At 70.9% G+C, this 22,997-nt stretch carries 21 protein-coding genes; 14 read left to right on the top strand and 7 right to left on the bottom strand.

The features are described from left to right. Positions 1–71 precede the first annotated feature (71 nt). Complete coding sequence (locus IE264_RS03625) at positions 72–1,082, top strand: LLM class F420-dependent oxidoreductase (protein WP_032753068.1); 1,011 nt, start codon at positions 72–74, stop codon at positions 1,080–1,082. Positions 1,083–1,097: 15 nt separating this feature from the next. Here IE264_RS03625 and IE264_RS03620 read toward each other — a convergent pair whose 3' ends face one another. Next, positions 1,098–1,877: a maleylpyruvate isomerase family mycothiol-dependent enzyme gene (locus IE264_RS03620; protein WP_032753070.1), complete on the bottom strand. Its 780-nt coding sequence runs from the start codon at positions 1,875–1,877 to the stop codon at positions 1,098–1,100. Between the two features lie 76 nt (positions 1,878–1,953). Continuing rightward, positions 1,954–2,526: a hypothetical protein gene (locus IE264_RS03615; protein WP_015608232.1), complete on the bottom strand. Its 573-nt coding sequence runs from the start codon at positions 2,524–2,526 to the stop codon at positions 1,954–1,956. 137 nt (positions 2,527–2,663) lie between these two features. On the opposite strand from IE264_RS03615, the gene IE264_RS03610 reads away from it, so the two are divergent. Continuing rightward, complete coding sequence (locus IE264_RS03610) at positions 2,664–2,957, top strand: hypothetical protein (protein WP_015608233.1); 294 nt, start codon at positions 2,664–2,666, stop codon at positions 2,955–2,957. Positions 2,958–2,985: 28 nt separating this feature from the next. On the opposite strand, the gene IE264_RS03605 is transcribed toward IE264_RS03610, so the two are convergent. From IE264_RS03605 to IE264_RS03595, 3 genes are all read right to left on the bottom strand, one after another. Then, positions 2,986–4,059: a prenyltransferase/squalene oxidase repeat-containing protein gene (locus IE264_RS03605; protein ID WP_032753071.1), complete on the bottom strand. Its 1,074-nt coding sequence runs from the start codon at positions 4,057–4,059 to the stop codon at positions 2,986–2,988. Beyond that, on the bottom strand, positions 4,056–4,787 hold the full coding sequence (locus IE264_RS03600) for a class I SAM-dependent methyltransferase (protein ID WP_015608235.1): 732 nt from the start codon (positions 4,785–4,787) through the stop codon (positions 4,056–4,058). The genes IE264_RS03605 and IE264_RS03600 overlap by 4 nt, the downstream gene beginning before the upstream one ends. Before the next feature lie 115 nt (positions 4,788–4,902). Beyond that, a complete protein-coding gene (locus IE264_RS03595) occupies positions 4,903–6,219 on the bottom strand; it encodes a glycosyltransferase family 4 protein (RefSeq protein WP_032753072.1) in 1,317 nt (438 codons plus the stop codon). A gap of 261 nt (positions 6,220–6,480) precedes the next feature. Here IE264_RS03595 and IE264_RS03590 point away from each other — a divergent pair, with 261 nt between their 5' ends. From IE264_RS03590 to IE264_RS03565, 6 genes are all read left to right on the top strand, one after another. Continuing rightward, positions 6,481–7,098: a TetR family transcriptional regulator gene (locus IE264_RS03590; protein ID WP_032753073.1), complete on the top strand. Its 618-nt coding sequence runs from the start codon at positions 6,481–6,483 to the stop codon at positions 7,096–7,098. Between the two features lie 97 nt (positions 7,099–7,195). After that, the gene (locus IE264_RS03585) at positions 7,196–7,699 is read left to right on the top strand and encodes an SseB family protein (protein ID WP_190167570.1); all 504 of its coding nucleotides are present in this window, start codon (positions 7,196–7,198) and stop codon (positions 7,697–7,699) included. Continuing rightward, a complete protein-coding gene (locus tag IE264_RS03580) occupies positions 7,696–8,331 on the top strand; it encodes a hypothetical protein (protein WP_015608239.1) in 636 nt (211 codons plus the stop codon). Before IE264_RS03585 ends, IE264_RS03580 begins: the two co-directional genes overlap by 4 nt. Continuing rightward, a complete protein-coding gene (locus IE264_RS03575; protein ID WP_229887370.1) occupies positions 8,331–13,031 on the top strand; it encodes a putative T7SS-secreted protein in 4,701 nt (1,566 codons plus the stop codon). Before IE264_RS03580 ends, IE264_RS03575 begins: the two co-directional genes overlap by 1 nt. Then, positions 13,031–13,288 carry a hypothetical protein gene (locus IE264_RS03570; RefSeq protein WP_078657305.1) on the top strand — a complete coding sequence of 86 codons (258 nt, stop codon included), beginning with the start codon at positions 13,031–13,033 and terminating at the stop codon, positions 13,286–13,288. Before IE264_RS03575 ends, IE264_RS03570 begins: the two co-directional genes overlap by 1 nt. Positions 13,289–13,436: 148 nt before the next feature. Continuing rightward, entirely contained in the window at positions 13,437–13,757 is a 321-nt protein-coding gene (locus IE264_RS03565; RefSeq protein ID WP_032753074.1) for a hypothetical protein, read from the top strand. Positions 13,758–13,847: 90 nt separating this feature from the next. Here the strand turns inward: IE264_RS03565 and IE264_RS03560 are convergent, their stop codons facing one another. Both IE264_RS03560 and IE264_RS03555 read right to left on the bottom strand, forming a co-directional pair. Beyond that, positions 13,848–14,081, bottom strand: a complete 234-nt coding sequence (locus IE264_RS03560; RefSeq protein WP_063605706.1) for a ferredoxin — start codon at positions 14,079–14,081, stop codon at positions 13,848–13,850. Next, complete coding sequence (locus IE264_RS03555; protein WP_032753075.1) at positions 14,081–15,550, bottom strand: aldehyde dehydrogenase; 1,470 nt, start codon at positions 15,548–15,550, stop codon at positions 14,081–14,083. The genes IE264_RS03560 and IE264_RS03555 overlap by 1 nt, the downstream gene beginning before the upstream one ends. A 197-nt stretch (positions 15,551–15,747) precedes the next feature. Here IE264_RS03555 and IE264_RS03550 point away from each other — a divergent pair, with 197 nt between their 5' ends. The 6 genes from IE264_RS03550 to IE264_RS03525 all read left to right on the top strand — a co-directional run bounded on the left by IE264_RS03550 (position 15,748) and on the right by IE264_RS03525 (position 22,970). Next, positions 15,748–16,794, top strand: a complete 1,047-nt coding sequence (locus IE264_RS03550) for a Strvi_7410 family MBL fold metallo-hydrolase (protein ID WP_032753076.1) — start codon at positions 15,748–15,750, stop codon at positions 16,792–16,794. 369 nt (positions 16,795–17,163) lie between these two features. Further along, positions 17,164–18,429: an SCO2321 family membrane protein gene (locus tag IE264_RS03545; protein ID WP_015608244.1), complete on the top strand. Its 1,266-nt coding sequence runs from the start codon at positions 17,164–17,166 to the stop codon at positions 18,427–18,429. Beyond that, positions 18,426–19,196 carry an SCO2322 family protein gene (locus IE264_RS38375; RefSeq protein ID WP_078657306.1) on the top strand — a complete coding sequence of 257 codons (771 nt, stop codon included), beginning with the start codon at positions 18,426–18,428 and terminating at the stop codon, positions 19,194–19,196. Before IE264_RS03545 ends, IE264_RS38375 begins: the two co-directional genes overlap by 4 nt. Beyond that, complete coding sequence (locus IE264_RS03535) at positions 19,193–20,377, top strand: energy-coupling factor transporter transmembrane component T (RefSeq protein WP_032753078.1); 1,185 nt, start codon at positions 19,193–19,195, stop codon at positions 20,375–20,377. Before IE264_RS38375 ends, IE264_RS03535 begins: the two co-directional genes overlap by 4 nt. Beyond that, complete coding sequence (locus IE264_RS03530; RefSeq protein ID WP_032753079.1) at positions 20,374–22,149, top strand: ABC transporter ATP-binding protein; 1,776 nt, start codon at positions 20,374–20,376, stop codon at positions 22,147–22,149. The genes IE264_RS03535 and IE264_RS03530 overlap by 4 nt, the downstream gene beginning before the upstream one ends. Continuing rightward, on the top strand, positions 22,146–22,970 hold the full coding sequence (locus IE264_RS03525) for an ECF transporter S component (protein ID WP_032753080.1): 825 nt from the start codon (positions 22,146–22,148) through the stop codon (positions 22,968–22,970). Before IE264_RS03530 ends, IE264_RS03525 begins: the two co-directional genes overlap by 4 nt. Positions 22,971–22,997 lie beyond the last annotated feature (27 nt).

Raw genomic sequence — 22,997 nt, 5'->3', positions numbered from 1 at the left:
GCCGTTGTCGTACAGTCCGTCCCGCACCGCCATCATCTGACGGATCGTCACCTACGGCCGGAGGCAACGGAATGCGGCTCGGACTCGCACTCGGATACTGGGGCCGCGGCCCGGACCCCGGCCACCTCGCCCTCGCCCAGGAGGCGGAGCGGCTCGGCTACGACTCGGTGTGGACGGCGGAGGCGTGGGGCTCGGACGCCTTCACGCCGCTGACCTGGATCGCCGCCCACACCTCCCGGATCCGGCTGGGCACCGGCATCGCGCAGATGGCGGCCCGTACGCCGACCGCGACGGCCATGCACGCGCTGACCCTGGACCACCTCTCGGGCGGCCGGCTGCTGCTCGGCCTCGGCCTGTCCGGGCCGCAGGTGGTGGAGGGGTGGTACGGCCGCCCGTTCCCGAAGAGCCCCCTCACGGCGACCCGCGAATACGTCGAGGTGATCCGCCAGGTGCTGGCCCGGCAGGCTCCGGTGGAGGTGGCGGGGAGCTTCCACTCCCACCCGTACACCGGCCCGGACGCCACCGGCCTCGGCAAGCCGCTGAAGCCGATCACGCACCCGCTGCGGTCCTCGCTCCCCGTCCTGCTGGGCGCGGAGGGCCCGAAGAACATCGCGCAGACGGTCCGGATCGCGGACGGCTGGCTCCCCCTCTACTGGTCCCCGCGCCGCACGGATGTGTACGAGGCCTCCCTCACGGGACTCCGCGAGGGCTTCATGATCGCCCCGATGGCCCGCGCGCACGTCTGCGACGACGTGGCGGAGGGGCTGCTGCCGGTGAAGGCGATGCTCGGCTTCTACATCGGCGGGATGGGGCACGCGGCCCGCAACTTCCACGCGGACCTGATGGCGCGGATGGGGTTCGAGGAGGAGGCCCGGCGGATCCAGGAGCTGTTCCTCCAGGGCCGCAAGGAGGAGGCGGTGCACGCGGTGCCGGACGTGTTCGCCGACGAGATCTCCCTGATCGGCCCGCGCGCCCGGATCGCGGAGAAGCTGGCGGAGTGGCGCAAGGGCCCGGTGACCGACCTCCTGGTCACCGCCCCGGACCCGCGCACGCTGCGGGTCCTGGCGGAGCTCAACAACTGAACGACCGTTTGCCACTCAGCCGAACGACGACCGGTCCAGCCAGAAGTCCAGCAGCTCCGCGTCGCCGAGCACCTCGACCCGCTCACTCGTCGGCTCCAGGCGGCGGTTGAAGACGAGCATCAGATCGGTCAGCGGGCCGCGCAGGGCGACCGTTGCCTTCTCATGCGCGTGCCGCCAGGTGAAGCGGTCCTCGCCGAACTCGATCAGCCACTCCGCAGCGGGTACGTCGGTGGCGTGCAGGTGCAACGAGCGCCCGCCGCCGCGCAGTTCGTCCGCCTCCGGGTCGCCGCCCTCCTGGGCGAAGGAGACGATCCGCAGCCATTCGTCGATGGTGTCGGCGGCCACCTCGGGGTCGACCGTGTACGGGACCTGCGCGGCGAGCGCCGCGTCGGCCCGGTGCACCACCGTCTCGTGCGCCATGCGCCGCGCCCAGAAGGTGGTGCGCCGCTCCCACGCCCAGGTCCACACCTCGGCGTCCGGCCCCGCCTCCCGCAACGCCTCGACGGTGGCGGCCGCTCCCTCGGCGAGCCAGGCGTCCAGGGCGGCCGGGTCGTCGCTCCCGGGCCCCTCGAACCCCGGCACCTTCTCCTCGGGGATGTCCTCGGTGGCCCGGGAGCGGACGATCTCCCCGACCCAGCGGTGGGCGCCGCCGACATGCACGGCGAGCTGCCGCAGGTTCCAGTCGGGGCAGGAGGGGACGGTCGCGGTGAGATCCGCGCCCTCGATCGTCGCGCGCAGGGCGTCGGTCTGGGCCAGGATCTCGTCGCAGTAACGGTCGTAAGGAAGAAGGGTCATGCCGGGGACCCTAGCCGCGCCGCGGAACTTGATCACATCAATATCGGGCCGCGCACGGAGAGCTGCCGGGCGGCCGCTATCCGGTGAGCTGCGAGGTGGAGGGAACCTTGTCCTGCACCTCGGCGCCCGCGCTCTTCCCGGCGCTCTTGATGCTGTCGATGACGCTCTCGAACGCCCCGATGTCCCCCTCGCCCGCCTGACCGTTGCGGAGCTTGGTGGCCATCCCCTTGAGGGACTCGATCCCGGCCGTGAGCGGGGCGACGGCCTTGGAGAGCAGCGGGTCGCCCTTGGCGTTCTCCGTTGCCGCCTTGAGCCGGTTGTACGCGAACCCGCCCGCGAGCCCCGCCTTGACGAGGGCGAAGGTGCGCCCCTCGGCCCCCTTCTTGAAGGTGCCGGCGCGGTACGGCTTCACGATCCACTGGTACGTCGCCCCGGCCGCGAGCCCGGCGTTGGCCACGAAGCGGGTCTTGGCGAGCCGCTGCTTCTCGGTGGAGGCGGAGGGACTGGCGGCCGAGGCGGAGGCGCTGACGCCCGTGCCGGTCGCGCTGCCCGAGTCGCCGGAGTCGCCGCAGGCGGTGGCGGAGACCAGCACGGTGCAGGACAGCAGGAGCGCCACCAGCAGCCGGCGGAGCGGTACGGAACGGGTCACGGCGGCCTCCCGGCAGGGCGCGTCACGGGGAGTGACGAACCTCGGCACTCCCGGCCAGACTCGCCCGGCCCCGCAGGGCCCGCCACCCGGTACCGCCATTCGGGTTTCACTCTGGGTAAAGCGGTAACCAGGACCGCATGTCCTACAGAACCCGTTCTTCAGGCAGCAGTTCAGCGGCGAGGATCATCGCCGTCGTGGCCGACATCCTGGCCTTCATCATCATTCTCTGGATCCTGATGTACCTGCTGGACGCCAACCGGGGCAACGACTTCGTGCAGTGGGTGCACGACGCGGCCACCTGGCTGGCGGGCTGGTCGTACGACCTGTTCACGTTCGACGCGGCATGGGCGCGGGTCGTGGCCGGTTACGGTCTCGCGGCCGTGGTCTACCTGTTCATCGGACACGCCATAGCGGGCCGGATCCGCCGCTGACGGCGGACCGGCCGCACCGGGACCGCTCTCAGCGGCAGCAGTCCGGTTCCAGCCCGACCGGCAGCCGCTCCCCGGAGAAGACCGCGGTGGTCGCCTCGTCCCCCCCGAGTGCGGCCACCGCGAGCAGCAGGGAGCCCGCTGTCCAGGTGGTGAGCTCCTCGGGCCAGAAGGCCTTGTTGCCCTCGAAGACGTACCCCGTCCAGTACAGCCCGCCCTCGGCGCGCAGGTGCTGGACGGACTGGAGGATCTCCAGGGCCCGGTCCGACTCCCCCGTCACCCAGAGGGCGAGGGCGAGTTCGCAGCTCTCGCCGCCGGTGACCCAGGGGTTGGGCAGCACGCAGCGCACCCCGAGGCCGGGGACGACGAAGCGGTCCCAGCCCTCCTGGATGCGGGCGGTGGCCTCGGACCCGGTGACGGCGCCGCCGAGGACCGGGTAGTACCAGTCCATCGAGTAGCGGTTCTTGTCGAGGAAGCGCTCGGGGTGGTTGCGGATCGCGTGGGCCAGTGCCCCGGTCGCCAACTCCCAGTCGGGCTGGGGCTCTTCGCGCCGCTCCGCGATGGCGAGCGCGCAGCGCAGCGCCTGGTGCACGGAGGACGAACCGGTCAGCAGCGCATCGTTCACCGCCGTCCCGTCGGCCTCCCGCTTCCAGCCGATCTGCCCGCCGGGCTGCTGGAGTCGGAGCACGAACTCGATCGCGGCGAAGACCGTGGGCCACATCCGGTCGACGAACGCGTCGTCGCCGGTGGCGAGGTAGTGGTGCCAGACGCCGACGGCCACGTACGCGCAGAAGTTGGTCTCACGGCTGAGGTCGGTCGGCTGCTGCGGGTCGCCGTCGTGGTAGGCGGCGTACCAGGAGCCGTCGCCGTTCTGATGGCGGGCCAGCCAGTCGTAGGCACGCTCCGCCGCCTTGTGCTCGCCGGCCGCGTCCAGCGCCATCGCGGCCTCGGTGTGGTCCCACGGGTCGAGGTGGTGGCCCCGGAACCAGGGCAGCGCCCCGTCCTCGCGCTGTACGGCGGCGAGTGCGGCGACCGTCTCGGCGGCCTCGGCGGCGGTCAGGACCCCGGGAAGGACAAGGTGTTCGGTCTGTTCGGGAGTGCTCACGCCTCGGCCTTCGGAAGATGCGGCTTGGTGGCGTACGCGACGAAGCTCTTGCCGACGACCGGGTTGAGCAGCTGCTCGGCGACCCGGGTGGCGAGCGGCTTCTTCATGATGTCCCAGACGAGCAGCTTGTGGTACGCCCGCACCGGCAGCGCACGGTCGTTGTCGACGCCGAAGGCGCACTTCAGCCACCAGTACGGCGAGTGCAGGGCGTGGGCGTGGTGGGTGCCGTACGGCTTGAGTCCGGCCTCGCGGATGCGGGCGAGGAGCTGGTCGGCCTTGTAGATCCGGATGTGGCCGCCCTCGACCTCGTGGTAGGCGTCGGAGAGGGTCCAGCAGATCTTCTCGGGGCCGTAGCGCGGGACGGTGATGGCGATCCGGCCGCCCGGCTTGAGGACCCGGACCATCTCGGCGAGGACGCCCTTGTCGTCCGGGATGTGCTCCATGACCTCGGAGATGATCACGACGTCGAAGGAGTCGTCGGGGAAGGGCAGGTTGAGGGCGTCGCCCTCCATCGCGGTGGCGGTGGCGCCCTCGGGGGCCTCCCCGGCCTCCTTCATCGCGGCGAACCACTTGGCGACCTCGCGGATCTCCTCGCCGTTCTGGTCGAGGGCGACGACCTGCGCACCGCGCCGGTAACACTCGAAGGCATGCCGGCCGGCACCGCAGCCCAGGTCGAGCACTCGGTCGCCGGCGGCGAGCGGGAAGCGGGTGAAGTCGACGGTCAGCACGAGGGCCTGCCTTCGAGGTCGGAGGTACGGGTTCAGAGAAGCGGGTTACGGGTGCCGGTGAACGGGATCGCCGTCACCTGCGGGTAGAACGCGGCCACCTGCGGATACGGCGCAGTCACCTGCGGGCTCCGCGGACGGCGATCGCCTGACGGTACAGCTCGGCCGTTCCGGCGGCCGCCCGGGCCCAGGTGAAGTTGGCCAGCACCCGCTCACGGCCCGCCGCGCCGAGGCGGGCGCGCAGCTCGGGGTCGGCCAGCAGCCGGGCGAGGGCCCCCGCCAGCGCGTCCGGGTCGCCGGGGGCGACGGCCAGGCAGGTCTCCCCGTCGCGGCCGGAGACCTCGGGGATCGCGCCGCCGGTGGTGGCGACCAGGGGCGTGCCGGTGGCCATGGCCTCGGCGGCGGGCAGCGAGAACCCCTCGTACAGCGACGGCACACAGGAGACCTGGGCGCTGCGCACGAGGTCGACCAGCTCGGCGTCGCTGATGCCCTTGACGAACTCGACGGCGTCGGTGAGCCCGTGCCGCTCTATGGCCCGGGCGACGGGCCCGTCCTCGGCGCGCTTGCCGACGACGACGAGGTGGGCGGCGGGGTTCTCCGTACGGAGCTTGGCGAGCGCGTCGACGAGGTGGACGAGGCCCTTGAGCGGGACGTCGGCGCTGGAGGTGGTGACGATGCGGCCCGGCACCTCGGCGACGGAGGGGTCGGGCGACCACAGGTCGGTGTCGGCGCCGATGTGGACGACGCTGATCCGGTCCGGGCGTACGCCGAGGTCCTCGACGATCTCGTCACGGGAGGAGCCGGAGACGGTGAGGACGGTGGGTAGCTTGCGGGCGACCCGCTTCTGCATCCGGGTGAAGGCGTACCAGCGGCGTACGGAGGCGCGCCGGCGGCGGCTGGTCGCGGCCTCCAGGTCGAGCCTGCGGTCCACGGTGATGGGGTGGTGGATCGTCGTCACGAGCGGGGCCCCGAGGTCGCCGAGGAGCCCGTAACCGAGGGTCTGGTTGTCGTGGACGACGTCGAACTCGCCGCGCCGGGCCAGGAGATGGCGGCGGGCGCGGAGGCTGAAGGTGAGGGGCTCGGGGAAGCCGCCGGTCCACATGGTGGCGACCTCGGCGAGGTCGACCCAGTCCCGGTACTCGCCCCGCTTCGGGGTGCGGAAGGGGTCGGGCTGCCGGTACAGGTCCAGGCTGGGCAGCTCGGTGAGCGGGACGCCCTCGTCGAGCACGGGGTAGGGCTGCGCGCCGATGACCTCGACGCTGTGACCCAGCCGCGCGAGCTCGCGCCCGAGGTGGCGGACGTACACACCCTGCCCGCCGCAGAACGGGTTGCCCTTGTACGTGAGGAGCGCGATGCGCAGCGGCCGGTCGCCGGCCCCGGCGGAGAAGCTGCTGTCGCCCGTGCGGGGGCCCGTTTCTATGGCCTCAGCGGTCACACTCGGCCCCCTTCTGACTGCGTGTTCGCCGGAGCGTAACCGGTAGCGCTAATCTAGAACAAGTTTCAGACTTGATCGTTCGACGTGCATCGAATCTACCGGCAGGTAGCGTCTGTGTGAGGTCCGGATCAGGTGATTCGCGCCACGACGGACGCCCTGGCATGCTGTGCGCGCCCGGTGCGCAACTCAGGGAACGAACCGGGGATCACGGATCGTGAACGGGGACGGCATGACCACGTACGGATCGCGGATGGGGACAGCATGACCGCGGACGCCAGACCGGCAGCGCCTCCGCTGACCGAGCGGCAGGAGGCCCGTCGCCGCCGCATCCTGCACGCCAGCGCACAGCTCGCGAGCCGGGGCGGTTTCGAGGCGGTGCAGATGCGCGAGGTGGCGGAGGCGGCCGGGGTCGCCCTCGGCACGCTCTACCGCTACTTCCCCTCCAAGATCCACCTGCTGGTCGCCACCATGCAGGACCAGCTCCAGCACATGCACTCCACCCTCCGCAAACGCCCGCCGGCTGGTGACGACGCGGCCCAGCGGGTCGCCGAGACCCTGATGCGCGCCTTCCGCGCCCTCCAGCGCGAACCGCACCTCGCGGACGCCATGGTCCGCGCCCTCACCTTCGCGGACCGCAGCGTGAGCCCGGAGGTGGACACGGTCTCCCGCCTCACGACGGCGATCATCCTGGACGCGATGGGCCTGGAGCACCCGACCCCGGAGCAGCTCTCGGCGGTCCGGGTCATCGAGCACACCTGGCACTCGGCGCTGATCACATGGCTGTCGGGCCGGGCGTCGATCGCCCAGGTCAAGATCGACATCGAGACGGTCTGCCGCCTGATCGACCTGACGGCGGAGCCGGGGGCGGGGCGGGGCTGAGGTCGGCGCGGAGCCCGGTCACCGCGCGGCGTGCCGGTGGCGACCTGGCCGCTTTCCACATTGCTGTCGTGAAGAACGCCATGACACCATCCCGTACGTGACTGACCACGGGGACGACATACCTGAGCCCGGCCGCCGGTCCAGGCTCGCTGATCTGGCCGACTGGACCGTATCCGGGGACCGGGGAGAAGACACCGCGCCGGAATCCGAACCGAACCCTTCCGAGAAACCGGTGGATCCGCTGGCGATCGCTCGGCGCGAATTCACCATGCTGCTCGGCGAGTTCCGGCGTGCGGCGGTACTGGTGCCGTTCGACGAGCACGGGAGTCTGTGGACGGCGGACCAGAACGGGGTGCGATGGATCTGCGCGTTCTCGGACGAAGAGGCGCTGGCCCGGTTCGCGCTCGCACAGGGGGACGGCGCGCGGGAGTGGACGTACCGCACGGTCCTCGGGGCGCGCCTGTTGGACGTGATGGTGCCGATGCTGCCCGGTCCGGCAGGAGTTGCCCTGGATGCGGGGAGCGCCGACGGCGTGCTGTTTCCGCCGGTCGCGGGCATCGTGCCTGACCATGTTGCGGTCGATCTGGGGGAGACGGGATGAGCGGGGACAGCGCGGACCTGAACGTGTCGGCGGCGACTCTGGCGCAGATAGCGAAGGGCATCGACCTGGCACACACCGAGTTGAAGGACCTCACCTCCCTCGGCAAGGCGTCGGCGGGCCGAGGGTTCTCCGATCTTGCCCTGTCGGGGCTGGAGTTGGGGCACGGCGGCCTGACGTCGGAGTTCGAGACGTTCTGCAAGCGGTGGGAGTGGGGCGTGCGGACGCTGTCCCAGCGGGGCAACAACCTCGCTGCGGGGCTGGGGTTGTCGGCGGGCTCGTTCGCCGAGCAGGAGCGGTACGTCAAGGACTCGCTGAAGGTCGTGGTGAACTCCGCCAACGGCAACCCCTATCTGTCCGAGGACGAGGTCAAGGACATGAGCTGGGACACGATCAGCACCCAGCGTGCCTTCGACAACCCGGACTGGAGCGTGGACTCCTTCAAGGAGGCGCACGGCGAGGTGAAGCAGCAGTGGAAGGACACCGGGTACGACGTGGGGGACGCACTGCTGGACGCCTCGGGGGTCGACGCTGCGCAGCGTGAAGAGATCGACGCGTGGGGCAAGGAGCACCTCGATCCCTCATCGGAGACCGTGAAGCAGGCCGAGGAGCCTCGCTGGGGGGAGACCCGCTGATGGTGGATCTGGGCGGGGCGTTCGACAAGGTCGTCGACGGAACCGTACGGGGTCTGGACAAGGGCAAGGAGCTCCTGGGCGAGGGCGTCGACGCGGCAACGGACAAGGTCGGGGCGGGGCTGGACAAGGTCGGCGCGCACGGCTGGGCCGACAAGGTCGAGGACTGGGGCGACGAGACCGCGTCGTCGCTCGGCGCGGAGGTCGGGGAGAAGCAGCTCGGGCAGAGCGAGGAGGCCGACGAGCTGATCCATGGGAAGCCGGAGAAGATCACCGCGGCGGTGAAGAACCTGCGGGACTTCCAGAAGGCCTTCGACCTCGTCGGCGGCGGGCTGAAGAAGCTGGACTCCGGTCACTGGCGCGGGGAGGCCGCCGACACCTTCCGGACGAAGTTCCAGGCCCTGCCCACCGACTGGCTGCGCGCGGCCGACGCGTTCGAGGACGCGGCGAAGGCGCTGGAGACGTACGCGTCGGCCGTCACGAGCGCTCAGGGCAAGGCACGTGCGGCGATCGCGCTGTACAAGGAGGGCACACAGGACTCCGAGAAGGCGGTCTCGGCGTTCAACAAGAAGGTCGACGCCTACAACGCGGCTCGCACCGGCGACGATCCCCTCCCCCACCCCGGTACGTTCTCGGACCCGGGTGTGTCGAAGCGGAAGCGGGCCCAGGACGATCTGGAGGACGCCCGGCGGTCACGGAACGAGGCCGGCGAGCGGGCCCAGGGCGCGGTCACCGCGGCGATGGCCCACGCACCGAAGGAGCCGACGGGCCGGGACCGGTTCACGGACGAGCTGTACGACCACGCCCTGTCCCAGGGGGTCGAGATAGCGCACCTCGGCGGAGGCATCCTGAAGGGCACGGGTGGCCTGGTGGGCTTCCTGCGCCAGACGAACCCGATCGACCCGTACAACCTGACCCACCCGGCGGAGATGTACAAGGGCGTCAACATGACGCTCTCCGGCATCGCCAGGACCGCAGCCAACCCCGATCGGGCCCTGGAGAACGCGTGGGACGCGGCGAAGAGCGACCCGTCCGAATTCGTCGGGCGCCTGCTCCCGGAGGCGGCCGGGACGAAGGGGGCCGGCCTGCTGAAGGGCGGCCTGCGGGCGGGGCTGCGTAAGGGGGCGGGGCACGAAGAGCCGCTGAAGCCGCCGGGTCCTGCGCGGGAAGGAGTCAACGACCCGGCTGAGCCCTCCCGTACGGAACGAGCGCCCGAGGACGATCCGTCCGACCCGGTGGACATGGCGACCGGCGCGATGTATCTGCCGCAGACGGACATCGTGCTGCCCGGCACGCTCCCCCTCGTGTTCCGCCGCCGTGTCGCCTCCGACTACCGGGCGGGACGCTGGTTCGGCCCGTCCTGGGCGTCCACGGCGGACCAGCGCCTGGAAATCGACTCGGAAGGAATCGTCTTCCTCTCGGAGGATGGCTTGCTGCTGTCCTACCCGCACCCAGCGCCCGGCGTTCCGGTCCTGCCCAGCCACGGTCCCCGCTGGCCACTCGACATGGACACCAGCGGCGATTACACGATCACCGATCCCGACTCGGGCCACGTCAGACACTTCACGACGCACAACGACGGCACCGAGGCCCTGCTCTCCCAACTGGACGACCGCAACGGCAACTGGATCACCTTCGACTACGACGCTTCCGGGGCCCCGACGTCGATCGTGCACCACGGCGGCTACCACCTGAAGCTCACTGCGGAGGGCGGGAGGATCACCGCTCTGCACCTGGTGGGCGGCGCCGAGGACGGAACCGATCAGCAGGTTCTCCGCTACAGCTACACCGACGGCCACCTGACCGGCATCATCAACTCGTCCGGCCTGCCCCTGCGCTTCACCTATGACGAGCGCGGCCGGATATCTTCCTGGACCGACACCAACAACAGCAGTTACGAGTACGCGTACGACGACCGGGACCGGTGCGTCGCCGAAGGCGGCTCAGCAGGCCACATGGCGCTGAACCTGGAATACGGCGAACCCGACCCGGCCACGGGCCATCGCGTCACGACCGCGACGACACCCGCCGGAGCCGTCCACCGCTACCTGATCAACGAAGCACACCAGATCATCGCGGCGACCGACCCGCTCGGATCGACCACCCGCTTTGAGCGTGACCGCTACAACCGGCTGCTGTCCCGCACCGATCCGCTGGGCCGCATCACCCGCTTCACGTACGACGCGTCCGGTCAGCTGACCACGGCGGTCCGCGCGGACGGCCGTGAAGTGACAGCCGAGTACAACGATCTCCGCCTCCCGGTCCGCATCACCAACCCGGACCGGACAGTGGTGCGCCAGGGGTACGACGATCGCGGCAACCGGATCTCGGCCATCGATCCGTCGGGCGCGGTCACCCGCACGACGTACAACGTGTCCGGACACCCGACTTCCGTCACGGACGCGTTGGGCAACACGACCCGCATACGCAGCAATGCGGCCGGCCTGCCCGTCGAAATCATCGACCCTCTCGGCGCGACCACGCGCATCGAGCGGGACTCCTTCGGTCGCCCGGTCGCCCTCACCGACCCGCTCGGTGCGGTCACCCGGCTCGACTGGACTCCGGAGGGCAAGCCGGCTCGGCGCACAGACGCCGATGGCTCCACCCAGTCGTGGACGTATGACGGCGAAGGCAACTGCCTCACCCACACCGACGCCATGGGATCCATATCCCGCTTCGAGTACACACACTTCGACGTCATGACAGCCCGTACCGGTCCTGACGGAGTGCGCTACGAGTTCGCCCACGACCATGAACTCCGCCTCACCCAGGTACTCAACCCCCAGGGTCTGACCTGGAACTACGCCTACGACCCTGCTGGTCGCCTCATATCCGAGACGGACTTCGATGACCGGACACTCGCCTACGAACGCGACCCGGTCGGCAGACTCACAGCCCGCACGGACGCCCTGGGCCAGACCACCCATTACGAGCGGGACGCCCTCGACCGCATCGTCCGCAAGGACGCGGCCGGCTCCGTCACCACCTTCGCGTACGACCTGACCGACCAGCTGGCCGAAGCGGTCAACGCTGACGCGACCATCACCTGGCTCCGCGACCAGTACGGCCGCCTCAAGTCGGAGACCGTCAACGGTCGGACCGTGTCCTACGCCCACGACGCCCTCGGTCGCCGCACCGGCCGCACCACCCCCAGCAAGGCAGCCAGCACGTGGGCCTATGACGCAGCCGGCCGCCGCACCTCGCTCACCACCTCCGGCCGCACGCTCACGTTCGAGCACAACGCGGCGGGAAGAGAAGTGGCCCGCCACCTGGGCGACCACCTCACCATCGCATCGCAGTTCGACACGATGGGGCGCCTCACCACCCAGCAGGTCACCGGCGCGGGCCGCAGCATCCAACGCCGCGACTACACCTACCGCCCGGACGGGAGCCTGACCGCCCTCACCGACCAGCTCGCCGGCACCAGGAGCTTCGACCTGGACGCAGCAGGCCGCGTCACCGCTGTCCACGCGACGAATTGGACGGAGCGCTATGCCTACGACGCCGCAGGCAACCAGGCAGAAGCCTCCTGGCCCGCTTCCCACCCCCGCCAGGAAGCCGTTGGCAGCCGCTCCTACATCGGCACGACAATCACCCGCGCAGGCAACGTCCGCTACGAACACGACACGCTTGGCCGCATAACCCTCCGCCAGCGGGCCCGCCTCTCACGGAAGCCGGACACCTGGCGGTACCAATGGGATGCAGAGAGTCGGCTCACCGCGATAATAACACCGGACGGTGCTCGATGGAGCTATGCCTATGACCCGCTCGGCCGCCGCATAACCAAAAAGTGCGTGAATCTCGATGGTGTTGATCTCGGGGACCATACCGACTTTACGTGGGATGGGAACACACTCTGCGAGCAAACGACGAGATCAGCTCAGCTACCTGCCCCAGTGTCACTGACCTGGGACCATGACGGTTTTCATCCGATCATTCAGACCGAACGCATTTCGGCGACATCCAGCACCTGTCAATCCGAAATCGACAGCCGCATTTTCGCCATTACCACCGATCTCGTCGGCACGCCCACTGGGCTGATCGACGAAAGTGGCAACATTGCCTGGCACACTCGCTCGACACTTTGGGGCACCACCGCCTGGGGCGCCGACAGCACCAGCTACACTCCCCTCCGTTTCCCTGGCCAGTATTTCGACCCGGAATCCGGCCTTCATCATAACTATTTTCGGACCTACGACCCCGAAACTGCCCGCTATCTCACTCCTGACCCTCTAGGCCTTACCCCTGCACCAAATCCGACCACCTATGTATTCAACCCCACATTCCTGACAGATCGCCTTGGTCTCGCGCCGGATGGATGCCAGGATCCGATTCCGATTTACCGGACCCCGAAGGGGGCAGACGCACAACGCGAGCTCGACTACGGACCCAACCCCGCGAATCATCAGCCGGGGGTCGACATAGGCGGAGGTATCATTTCAGACGGGAAGATATATTTCGGCGAGTACGCGGTGGCAGCCGAGTACGTGGGACCCAGCGGCGTGAATTTCGCCAAGGGCATGGTTAGGTATGATATGAATCAATCATTCCTCTCGGAATTTGCTGAACATGTAAAGGTTCACGACAGAAACGGCCCCAACGGTGCCGTAAGACTGGAGTTTGCAATCCCAGTAGAAAAACTGGAAAGATTTAACGAACTGACCCAAAGGAGATCTTGGGTGTCGATCTTTGGAGGTCCGTAATGGCATGGAAAAATGAACAAGAAGTCGATGTAGTGATCACCGCTGTCGCGTCGGTCGGGTGCCAAGTTTACGCTGACGGCATCACGGGCTTCATCGACCAGGTCAAACATCCGTCCTGGCGATCCAAGGATGTAGCCCCTCCGCAGGTCGGCGATCGACTGCACGCAGTGGTGTTGGACGACACGAGAAATCCACCTCGGCTGAGTGCGCTTCAACGTGACATCGATATCGCACGGATGTTGCGTGAACGGGAATGATTTCCCTCAGAAAAGCCACTGAAATTCTCATCACCGCATTGCAGAGCCTCCGGCCAGAGGCCAGGCGTCGAGCGCTCCACCGGTGACAGGTGGACAATCGATCGCTCTACTGACAAGAAGATCGCATGTGCGGCGTGCACCTTCGGAGTTGGCGTTCGAGCTGAAGGAGATCATCACCCTGCTGGAGACATCACTTTCCCGGGAGGCGAGGGAAGTGACAGCGGAAAGGATCTGCGATTGGTGTCATTCATTCGACCGGAGAGAGGTCCGGGTGGTAGCAGCACTCCTGTCATCGGCAGTAGCAGTGGAACCCGAGAGGGGCTGCCGAGAGAGCGAGCTCAATGCCCTCAGTGAACTCACCGCGTCCGGCCTGGTGGAAGCCGAGGATCTCGCGTCACTCCGTGAGCTACGACGCGACCTCCTGACGGAGCCTGACGCTGAACACTACGACTACCTTGTGGGCGAATAGTTCTGACATCACGTCTGCCAGGTCTCACGGCGGAGCCGACATAGCCCAACCGGCCCCCAGCCACTTGCGTGACGCCCAACCCCGAAACGGTCACTCCTCCGGCGGAAAAACCACCTCCCCCGACCCCACCAGCGTCAGCATGATCGCCTCCACCGGGCAGCCCTCCGCCGCCGCAAGGACCTGCTCCCCGGCGTCGCGGTCCTCCGTCAGGGGGTGGGACTGGCGGGCCGTGTCCAGGTGGAAGGCGTCCGGGGCGTGGTTCACGCACATGCCGGAGCCGATGCAGACGGAGCGGTCGACCTCCACGTGCCAGCGGTCGCCCATCATGCCTCCCGGTAGCCGGCGGGGAGGTGGATCATCTTGTGCTCGAAGAACTCGCCGTAGCCCTCGGGGCCGAACTCGCGGCCCAGGCCGGAGTTCTTGTAGCCGCCGAACGGGCCGAGCATGTCGAGGCTGAAGGTGTTCACGCTGTACGTGCCGGTGCGGACGCGGCGGGCGATGTCGATGCCGCGTTCGGTGTCGGCCGTCCAGACGCTGCCGCTGAGGCCGTACGGGGAGTCGTCGGCGATGCGGACCGCCTCGTCCTCGTCGCCGTACGGGATCAGGCAGATCACCGGGCCGAAGATCTCCTCGCGGGCGATGCGCATCGAGTTGTCGACCGAGCCGAAGAGGGTCGGCTCCACGTACCAGCCTCGCTCCTGGGAGGACGGGCGGTTGCCGCCGGTGAGGATCTTGGCGCCTTCCTCCTGGCCCAGGCGGATGTAGTCCAGGGAGCGTTGCTGTTGGCGTTGGGCTACCAAAGGGCCCAGTTCGGTGGTCGGGTCCAGGGGGTCGCCCACGCGGAGGGCTCCGGCCGCTGCGGCGAACACCTCCGCCATCTCGTCGTAGCGGGAGCGCGGGGCCAGGATGCGCGTCTGGGCCACGCACGCCTGGCCGTTGATCATCCAGGCGAAGGGGACGATGCCCGCGACCGCCGCCTCCAGGTCCGCGTCCGGCAGGATCACCGCCGCCGACTTGCCGCCCAGTTCGAGGGTGACGCGGGTGAGGTTGCGGGAGGCGACCTCCATGACGCGGCGGCCCGCCGCGACCGAGCCCGTGAAGGAGACCTTGTCGATGTCCCGGTGCGCCACCAGGTACTCGCTGACCTCCCGGTCGGCCGGGAGGATGGAGAGGACCCCGGGCGGCAGGCCCGCCTCCGCCACGATCTCCGCCAACAGGTAGGCGTCCAGGGGGGTTTCCGGGGAGACCTTCAGGACCGCCGTGCAACCGGCCAGGAGCGCCGGGGCCAGTTTGGCCGCGGCCGTGAACTGGGGGACGTTCCACGGGACGACCGCCGCCACCACGCCGACCGGTTCGCGGCGGACCAGGAGGGGGCCGAGGACTCCGTCGCGCCGCCCCTCGTAGGGGAACGTGCGCGCCACCGTGATCGCCGAGTCCCAGACCATCATCGCGGCGAGCGCCTGCACCATCACGCTCGCGCTGTACGGGGTGCCGTTCTGGGCGCTGATCAGGCGCGCGAACTCCTCGTACCGTACGGCGAAGGCGTCCTTGATCCGGGTGATCACCGCGATCCGCTCGTCCAGCGTCATCCGGGGCCAGGGGCCCTCGTCGAAGGCGCGGCGGGCCGCGGCGACGGCCCGGTCCACGTCGGCCTCGGAGGCGTGCGGTACGCGGCCGATGACCTGTTCGGTGTGCGGGGAGATCACCTCGATGACGTCGGTGCCCAGCGGGTCGGTGAACTCCCCGCCGATGAACAGCTTTCCGTGTTCCACCAGCTCCGTAAGTTCCGTCATGGTCGTTGCCTCCCGCGAAGCGAACCCGTCTGCACCGTAACTGACTGCTCGTCAGAACTGATACCAGTTCCTGTTCCAGGAGTCCACGGCTCGGACCGTACCCACGAACCGAGAAAGTGGTAGACCCGGGCTACCACTGGAACAAGTTCTCGTTACAGTGGGATCAGCGCACGCCGCCGAGCAGAGATGGGAAGCCCATGACGCAGGTGACGCAGGTGACCGACCACGGCGGGGGCGTCCACAGCATCAAGGTCCCCATCCCGGACAATCCCCTCGGTCACACCCTGGTCCACCTCGTCGACACCGACCGGGGGCCCGTCCTCATCGATACGGGGTGGGACGACCCGGCGTCCTGGGACACCCTGGTCGCCGGGCTCGCCACCCTCGGTACCTCCGTCGCCGACGTCCACGGCGTCGTCATCACCCACCACCACCCCGACCACCACGGGCTCTCCGGCCAGGTCCGCGAGGCGTCCGGGGCCTGGATCGCGATGCACGAGGCGGACACCGCGATCGTCCGGCGCACCCGGGAGGCCGAGCCCGGCACCTGGCTCGGCTACCTCGCCCGGAAGCTCGCCGCCGTCGGCGCCCCCGACGACCACCTCGCCCCCCTGCTCGCCGCCCGCGGCCGAGGCCGGCTGCGGACCCTGCCCGGACTGCGCGCCGCCCTGCCGGACCGCGAGATCGTGCCCGGCGAGCTGCTCGACCTCGCCGGGCGGCGGCTGCGTGCCGTCTGGACCCCCGGCCACACCCCGGGCCATGTCTGCCTCCACCTGGAGGAGCGGCACCCGGCGGGGCTCGCGGGGAACGGGCGGCTGTTCTCCGGTGACCATCTGCTGCCGGGCATCAGTCCGCACATCGGGCTGTACGAGGACCCCGACGACACCGCGGTCACCGATCCGCTCGGGGACTACCTCGCCTCGCTGGAGCGGATCGGGCGGCTCGGGGTGGCCGAGGTGCTGCCCGCCCACCAGCACGCGTTCACCGATGCGGGCGGGCGCGTACAGGAGCTGCTGGACCACCACGAGGAACGGCTGACCGGGCTGCTCGCCCTGCTCGCCACGCCGCTGACCCCGTGGCAGCTGGCCGAGCGGATGGAGTGGAACCGGCCCTGGGAGCAGATCCCGCACGGTTCGCGGTCGATCGCCGTCTCGGAGGCCGAGTCCCATCTGCGCCGGCTGGTGAAGCTCGGGCGCGCGGAGGCGGTCGCCGGCAGCGACCCGGTCACGTACATCTCGGTGTGAGCCGTCCCGTCCCCCACGGCACGCAGTCACGTACGGCACGCAGTCATGACGCGAGCGGTCTGCCGCCCCGGGGAGGGACGCTACGGCCCGGTAGAGTGGGCAGGTCGTCATCATGCCCGTACAGGGGGAAGCCGGTGCGAATCCGGCGCCGGCCCCAGCCGTGAACCGTCCGTGGAACCGTCCGCCCGACGGCCGCCGGAACGCCCTGTCCGCGGAGCGTGAGCGGCAGGGGCCGTGGGGGCAGTGCGACCACGGGCCCCAGGGCCACCGGGACCCCGGTGGCCGGCACCGTCGAGGTATACGGGGCCGGAGCCCGGTGCCCTCGTGCGCCCGGGAGAGCCGGCCCCCGCAGGAGAGGCACAGCCCGCCATGACCGTACGCCGCAGCGCAGCCGCGCTCGCGACCACCGCCGTTCTTCTGGGCGCGGCCGCACCCTTCGCGGCCGCACCCGTCGCGGTCGCCGCACCGAGCCCCTCCCCGTCGGCCGAACTGCCGCCGGGGCTCTACGGCACCACGGACCCCACGTACGACGGGGTGTGGCGGCAGTCGCTGGCCTTCCTCGCCCAGAAGATCGAGTACGTCACACCGTCGACGCAGGCGGTGGACTGGCTGGTGGGGCAGCAGTGCGACAGCGGCGCGTTCACCTCCTACCGGGACCCCGCGAAGCCGTGCGACGCGTCGACCGTGATGGACACCAACGCCACGGCCGCCGCCGTGCAGGCGCTCGTCGAGGTGAACCAGCACCGTGACGCCGCCGACAACGGGGCCGACTGGCTGAAGTCCGTCCAGAACGAGGACGGCGGCTGGGGGTACAACCCGGGCAGCCCCAGCGACGCCAACTCCACCGCCGTCGTGATCGGCGCCCTCGCCCGTACGAGCGTCCCGATCGGCGAGGTGACCACCGCCGACGGCAGGACCCCCTACACCGCGCTCCAGGCCCTGGCCATCCCGTGCGGCAAGGAGGACGGCGGCGCCTTCGCCTACCAGCCCGGCAAGAAGGGCGAGCTCGTCGCCAACAACGACGCGTCGGCCGCCGCCGTGCTCGGGCTGCTGGGCAAGGGCATGGCCGTCGGGGACGCCAACGCGGTGAAGGACCCCGTCTGCACCAAGGGCGACGACCTCACCGCCGAGCAGAGCGCGCAGAACGGCGCCCACTACCTCGCCGCGACCCTGGCCGCCTCCCCCTACCTGGAGCAGCCCCCGATGCCGGGCGCCGAGGACGCCGAGCCGCAGCCCGACTTCGGCAACACGGCGGACGCGGTCGTCTCCCTCGCCGCCTCGGGGCACAAGGACAAGGCCGCCGCCTCGGTGAAGTGGCTGGAGAAGAACGCCGGGACCTGGGCGAAGCAGGGCGGGCCCGCCGCCTCCGCGCAGCTGATCTTCGCCGCGCACGCCACCGGCGCCGACGCCCGCAACTTCGGCGGGACCGACCTGGTCAAGCAGCTCAACGCGACCGGCCCCTCCCCCGCCGCGACCGCGCTCCCCTCGCCGACCCCGAGCGGTCCGCAGCCCTCCAGCGGCACCGAGAGCGACGACGGCGGGCTCGGCCTGTGGTGGCTGGTCGGCATCGGTCTGCTCTTCGGCGCGGGCATCGGTTTCCTGCTCTCCATGCGCCGGAAGAAGCAGCAGCCGTGACGGATCGTGCCGGGTGCGCCGGTGAGCGGCGCACACCGTCCGGAGCAGTGCTCCGGGCTCCGATCGCCGCTCTCCTCACCACCCTGCTCGCCGCCTCGGCGGTCCTGTTCGGGGCGGGCGGTGCCGAGGCCGCCGGGTACCGCTACTGGTCCTTCTGGGAGGCGAACGGCAAGGACTGGGCGTACGCCACCCAGGGCCCCTCCCTCCTGCGCCCCGACGACGGTACGGTCCAGGGCTTCCGGTTCTCCGTCAGCGAGGACTCCGCCGACGCCGACCAGCCGCGCCGCGCCCCCGACTTCGGGGCGATCTGTGCGGACACCCCGGCGAAGGACGGTTCCAAGCGGGTCGCCCTGGTGATCGACCCCGGTACGGCGGCGGACGCCCCGGACGGGGAGGAGCCGCCCGCGCTGCGCACCGCCTGCGCCCAGGTCGCGCCGGACGCCAGCAGCGCGGAGGCGCTCGCCTCGGTGGCGAAGCCGCTGCGGTACGACAGCAGCGCGATGATCTGCGCGATCTCGGGTTATCCGAGGTCCGGGTGCGGCGAGCAGGTGTCGGGTGACGGCAGCAAGAAGGACGGCAGCGGGGAGCCCTCCGCGCCTGCCGCCTCCTCGGCACCGGCAGCGGATGACGGGGACGGCGTGGATGACGGGGACGGCGTGGATGACGGGGACGGCGGCGGTGGCCCCTCCGCCGGGCTCCTCGTCGGCATCGGGGCCGTCCTGCTGCTGGGCGTAGCCGCCGTGTTCCAGGCCCGCCGGCGCCGATGACGCGCTCCCCGGGGGCGGCCCGGCTGCTCCGGCGTGCCCTGCACGCGCCCGAGGCGGGCCGCTCCAACGCGCTGCCGGCCGGGGCGTGGTGGCTGTGGGCGCTGGGGCTGGCCACGGCCGCCTCCCGGACGACCAACCCGCTGCTGCTCGGCCTGCTGGTCGGGGTGGCGGGGTATGTGGTGGCGGCCCGGCGCACGGACGCGCCGTGGGCCCGTTCGTACGGGGCGTTCATCAAGCTCGGGCTCTTCGTCGTGGCGCTGCGCCTGCTCTTCTCCGTCTTCCTCGGCTCGCAGATCCCGGGCTCGCACACCGTGCTGACGCTCCCCGAAGTGCCGCTGCCCGACTGGGCACAGGGGGTGCGGATCGGCGGCCGGGTCACGGCCGAGCAGCTGGTCTTCTCCCTCTACGACGGGATGAAGCTGGCCGCCCTGCTGATCTGCGTCGGCGCGGCGAACTCGCTCGCCAACCCGGCCCGGCTGCTGAAGTCGCTGCCCGGCGCGCTGTACGAGGTCGGGGTCGCCGTCGTCGTCGCCATGACGTTCGCCCCGAACATGGTCGCCGATGTGGTCCGGCTGCGTACCGCGCGGCGGCTGCGGGGGCGGCCGACCGGTGGGGTGAAGGCCGTCGCGCAGATCGGACTGCCGGTGCTGGAGGGGGCGTTGGAGCGCTCGGTGGCGGTGGCCGCGTCGATGGACGCCCGGGGGTACGGGCGTACCGCCCAGGTCCCGCCCGCCGTCCGGCACACCACCAATGTCCTCACCCTCGGCGGGCTGCTCGGGGTGTGCGCGGGCACGTACGGGCTGCTGGCCGCGCAGGGGGCCGTGTACGGGCTGCCCGTTCTGCTGGCGGGGCTCGTCGCGGCGATGGCGGGGCTGCGGCTCGGCGGCCGTCGTTCGGTGCGCACCCGCTACCGCCCGGACCGGTGGGGCGTACGGGCCTGGCTGGTGGCGGGGTCGGGTGCGGTGGTGGCGGCCGCGATGATCCGGGCGGGCTCGGTCGATCCGGAGGCGCTGCACCCCGGGGTCGTACCGCTGACCGCGCCGGTGCTGCCGCTCTGGCCGGCGGCGGCCGTGCTGGTCGGGCTGCTGCCCGCGCTGGTCGCCCCCGTACCCCCTTCGGCCCGGCGCTTCGAAGAACACGACCGTCGCAGCGACGACCACCGCGGCAAGGAGCAGGCGTGATCAGGTTCGAGCAGGTCTCCGTGCGGTACGACGGGACGGACCGGCCCACGCTCTCCGGCGTCGATCTCGCGGTCCCGGAAGGGGAGTTGGTGCTGCTCGTCGGACCGTCGGGGGTCGGCAAGTCGACGTTGCTCGGTACGGTCTCGGGGCTCGTCCCGCACTTCACGGGCGGGGTGCTGAGCGGCCGGGTCACGGTGGGCGGGCGGGACACCCGCACCCACAAGCCGCGTGAACTGGCCGATCTGGTCGGCACGGTGGGGCAGGACCCGTTGGCCCACTTCGTCACGGACACGGTCGAGGACGAACTCGCGTACGGCATGGAGTCGTTGGGCCTGGCGCCGGACGTCATGCGCCGGCGTGTGGAGGAGACCCTCGATCTGCTGGGGCTGGCCGAGCTGCGGGACCGGCCGATCGCGACCCTGTCGGGCGGCCAGCAGCAGCGGGTGGCGATCGGTTCGGTGCTGACCCCGCACCCCAAGGTGCTGGTGCTCGACGAGCCGACGTCCGCGCTGGACCCGGCGGCGGCCGAGGAGGTTCTCGCCGTACTGCAACGGCTGGTCCACGACCTGGGGACGACCGTGCTGATGGCCGAGCACCGGCTGGAGCGGGTGGTGCAGTACGCGGACCAGGTCGTCCTGCTGCCCGCGCCGGGCGCCGCGCCCGTGATGGGGGCGCCCGCCGAGATCATGGCCATCTCACCGGTCCGGCCGCCGGTCGCGGAGCTGGGGCTGCTGGCGGGCTGGGACCCGCTGCCGCTGTCGGTACGCGATGCCCGGCGCGGGGCGGGCGAGCTGCGGGCCCGGCTGGCGACGGCCGAACCGCCCGCACCGCCGGGGGCTCCCGCGAATGTGTCCGTCGCGCCGCCGGAGACTTCCGTGGACGTGGACGTGAACGTGGACGTGAACCCGTCCGTCGCGCCCGCGCCCGTATCGACCGGCCCCCGCCCCGGGCGGATCGCCCGGCTGCTGGGACGTAAGGGATCTGCCGAAGCCGCCCCCGCCCCGGCCACCGACCCCGTCACCCGGGTCGAGTCGCTGAGCGTGCGGCGCGGGCGGATCGAGGCGCTGCGGCGGGTCACGCTCACCGTGGCGCCCGGCGAGACCGTGGCGCTGATGGGCCGTAACGGGGCCGGGAAGTCCACGCTGCTCGGCGCGCTGGTCGGCATGGTCGAGCCCACCTCCGGCTCCGTACGCGTCGGCGGCCTGGCCCCGGCCCGTACCGATCCGCGCACCATGATCCGCCGGGTCGGCCTGGTCCCGCAGGAGCCGCGCGATCTGCTGTACGCGGACACGGTGGCCGCCGAGTGCGCGGCCGCCGACCGGGACGCGGGCGCGGCGGAGGGCACCTGCCGGGCGCTGGTCTCCGAACTGCTCCCGGGCGTCGAGGACGCCACGCATCCCCGCGACCTCTCCGAGGGCCAGCGGCTCGCCCTCGCGCTCGCCCTGGTCCTGACGGCCCGCCCGCCGCTGTTGCTGCTGGACGAGCCGACCCGGGGCCTGGACTACGCGGCGAAGGGCCGGCTCGTCGGCGTACTGCGGTCGCTGGCGGCCGAGGGCCACGCGATCGTCCTGGCGACGCACGATGTGGAGCTGGCGGCGGAGCTGGCCCACCGGGTGGTGATCCTCGCCGACGGCGAGGTCGTCGCGGACGGCCTGACCGGGCGCGTGGTGGTCTCCTCCCCCGCCTTCGCCCCGCAGACGGCGAAGATCCTGGCCCCGCAGGAGTGGCTGACCGTCTCCCAGGTGCGCGGCGCGCTGGAGGCGGGCGCGTGAGTGTTACGGAGAGGGCGCGGGCCCCCCGGCCCGTGCGGCTCGGGCCGAAGTCGGTGGCCGCGCTGGTGCTGGTCAGCGCGGTCGGCGTGGTCGCCTTCGGGTGGCCGCTGCTGGCCGGTTCGGGGTCCGGGCTCGCGCACGCGCAGGACGCGCCGTGGCTGTTCGCGGCGCTGCTTCCGCTGCTGGTCGCGGTGGTGGTGGCGACGATCTCGGAGTCCGGCATGGACGCCAAGGCCGTCGCGATGCTCGGGGTGCTGGCGGCGGTCGGGGCGGCGCTGCGCCCGCTGGGGGCGGGCACGGCGGGCCTGGAGCCGATGTTCTTCCTGATGGTGCTGAGCGGGCGGGTGCTGGGCCCCGGCTTCGGGTTCGTGCTCGGCTCGGTGACGATGTTCGCCTCCGCGCTGCTCACGGGCGGGGTCGGGCCGTGGATGCCGTTCCAGATGCTGTCGATGGGCTGGTTCACGATGGGCGCGGGGCTGCTGCCGGGCGCGGACCGGCTGCGCGGCCGGGCGGAGCTGGCGATGCTCGCGGTGTACGGGTCCGTGGCGGCGTTCGCGTACGGCACGATCATGAATCTGTACGGCTGGACGATCGTCCCCGGTCTGGGCTCGGGCATCTCGTTCGTCGCGGGCGACCCGCTCCACGAGAACCTGGTGCGCTTCCTCGCCTACTGCGCGGCGACCTCGCTGGGCTGGGACCTGGGGCGGGCGGTGCTCACCGTCGTACTGACGCTCACGGTCGGGCCGACCCTGCTGAAGGCACTGCGCCGGGCGACCCGGCGGGCGGCGTTCGACGCACGGGTGGGGTTCGAGGAATTCTAGAGGTGGACGGCCCCCTCGGCTGCTGAA

Source organism: Streptomyces microflavus, assembly GCF_014650075.1.
Lineage (GTDB): Bacteria > Actinomycetota > Actinomycetes > Streptomycetales > Streptomycetaceae > Streptomyces > Streptomyces microflavus.
Note: the sequence above shows the minus strand (reverse complement) of the source record. Positions and strands in the feature narration are given on the sequence as shown.

Excerpts from the sequence above, each read along its gene's own strand:
- IE264_RS03625 (WP_032753068.1), top strand. The coding sequence starts at position 72 with ATGCGGCTCGGACTCGCACTCGGATACTGGGGCCGCGGCCCGGACCCC.
- IE264_RS03620 (WP_032753070.1), bottom strand. The coding sequence starts at position 1,877 with ATGACCCTTCTTCCTTACGACCGTTACTGCGACGAGATCCTGGCCCAG.
- IE264_RS03610 (WP_015608233.1), top strand. The coding sequence starts at position 2,664 with ATGTCCTACAGAACCCGTTCTTCAGGCAGCAGTTCAGCGGCGAGGATC.
- IE264_RS03590 (WP_032753073.1), top strand. The coding sequence starts at position 6,481 with ATGACCGCGGACGCCAGACCGGCAGCGCCTCCGCTGACCGAGCGGCAG.
- IE264_RS03580 (WP_015608239.1), top strand. The coding sequence starts at position 7,696 with ATGAGCGGGGACAGCGCGGACCTGAACGTGTCGGCGGCGACTCTGGCG.
- IE264_RS03575 (WP_229887370.1), top strand. The coding sequence starts at position 8,331 with ATGGTGGATCTGGGCGGGGCGTTCGACAAGGTCGTCGACGGAACCGTA.
- IE264_RS03570 (WP_078657305.1), top strand. The coding sequence starts at position 13,031 with ATGGCATGGAAAAATGAACAAGAAGTCGATGTAGTGATCACCGCTGTC.
- IE264_RS03560 (WP_063605706.1), bottom strand. The coding sequence starts at position 14,081 with ATGGGCGACCGCTGGCACGTGGAGGTCGACCGCTCCGTCTGCATCGGC.
- IE264_RS03555 (WP_032753075.1), bottom strand. The coding sequence starts at position 15,550 with ATGACGGAACTTACGGAGCTGGTGGAACACGGAAAGCTGTTCATCGGC.
- IE264_RS03550 (WP_032753076.1), top strand. The coding sequence starts at position 15,748 with ATGACGCAGGTGACGCAGGTGACCGACCACGGCGGGGGCGTCCACAGC.
- IE264_RS03545 (WP_015608244.1), top strand. The coding sequence starts at position 17,164 with ATGACCGTACGCCGCAGCGCAGCCGCGCTCGCGACCACCGCCGTTCTT.
- IE264_RS03535 (WP_032753078.1), top strand. The coding sequence starts at position 19,193 with ATGACGCGCTCCCCGGGGGCGGCCCGGCTGCTCCGGCGTGCCCTGCAC.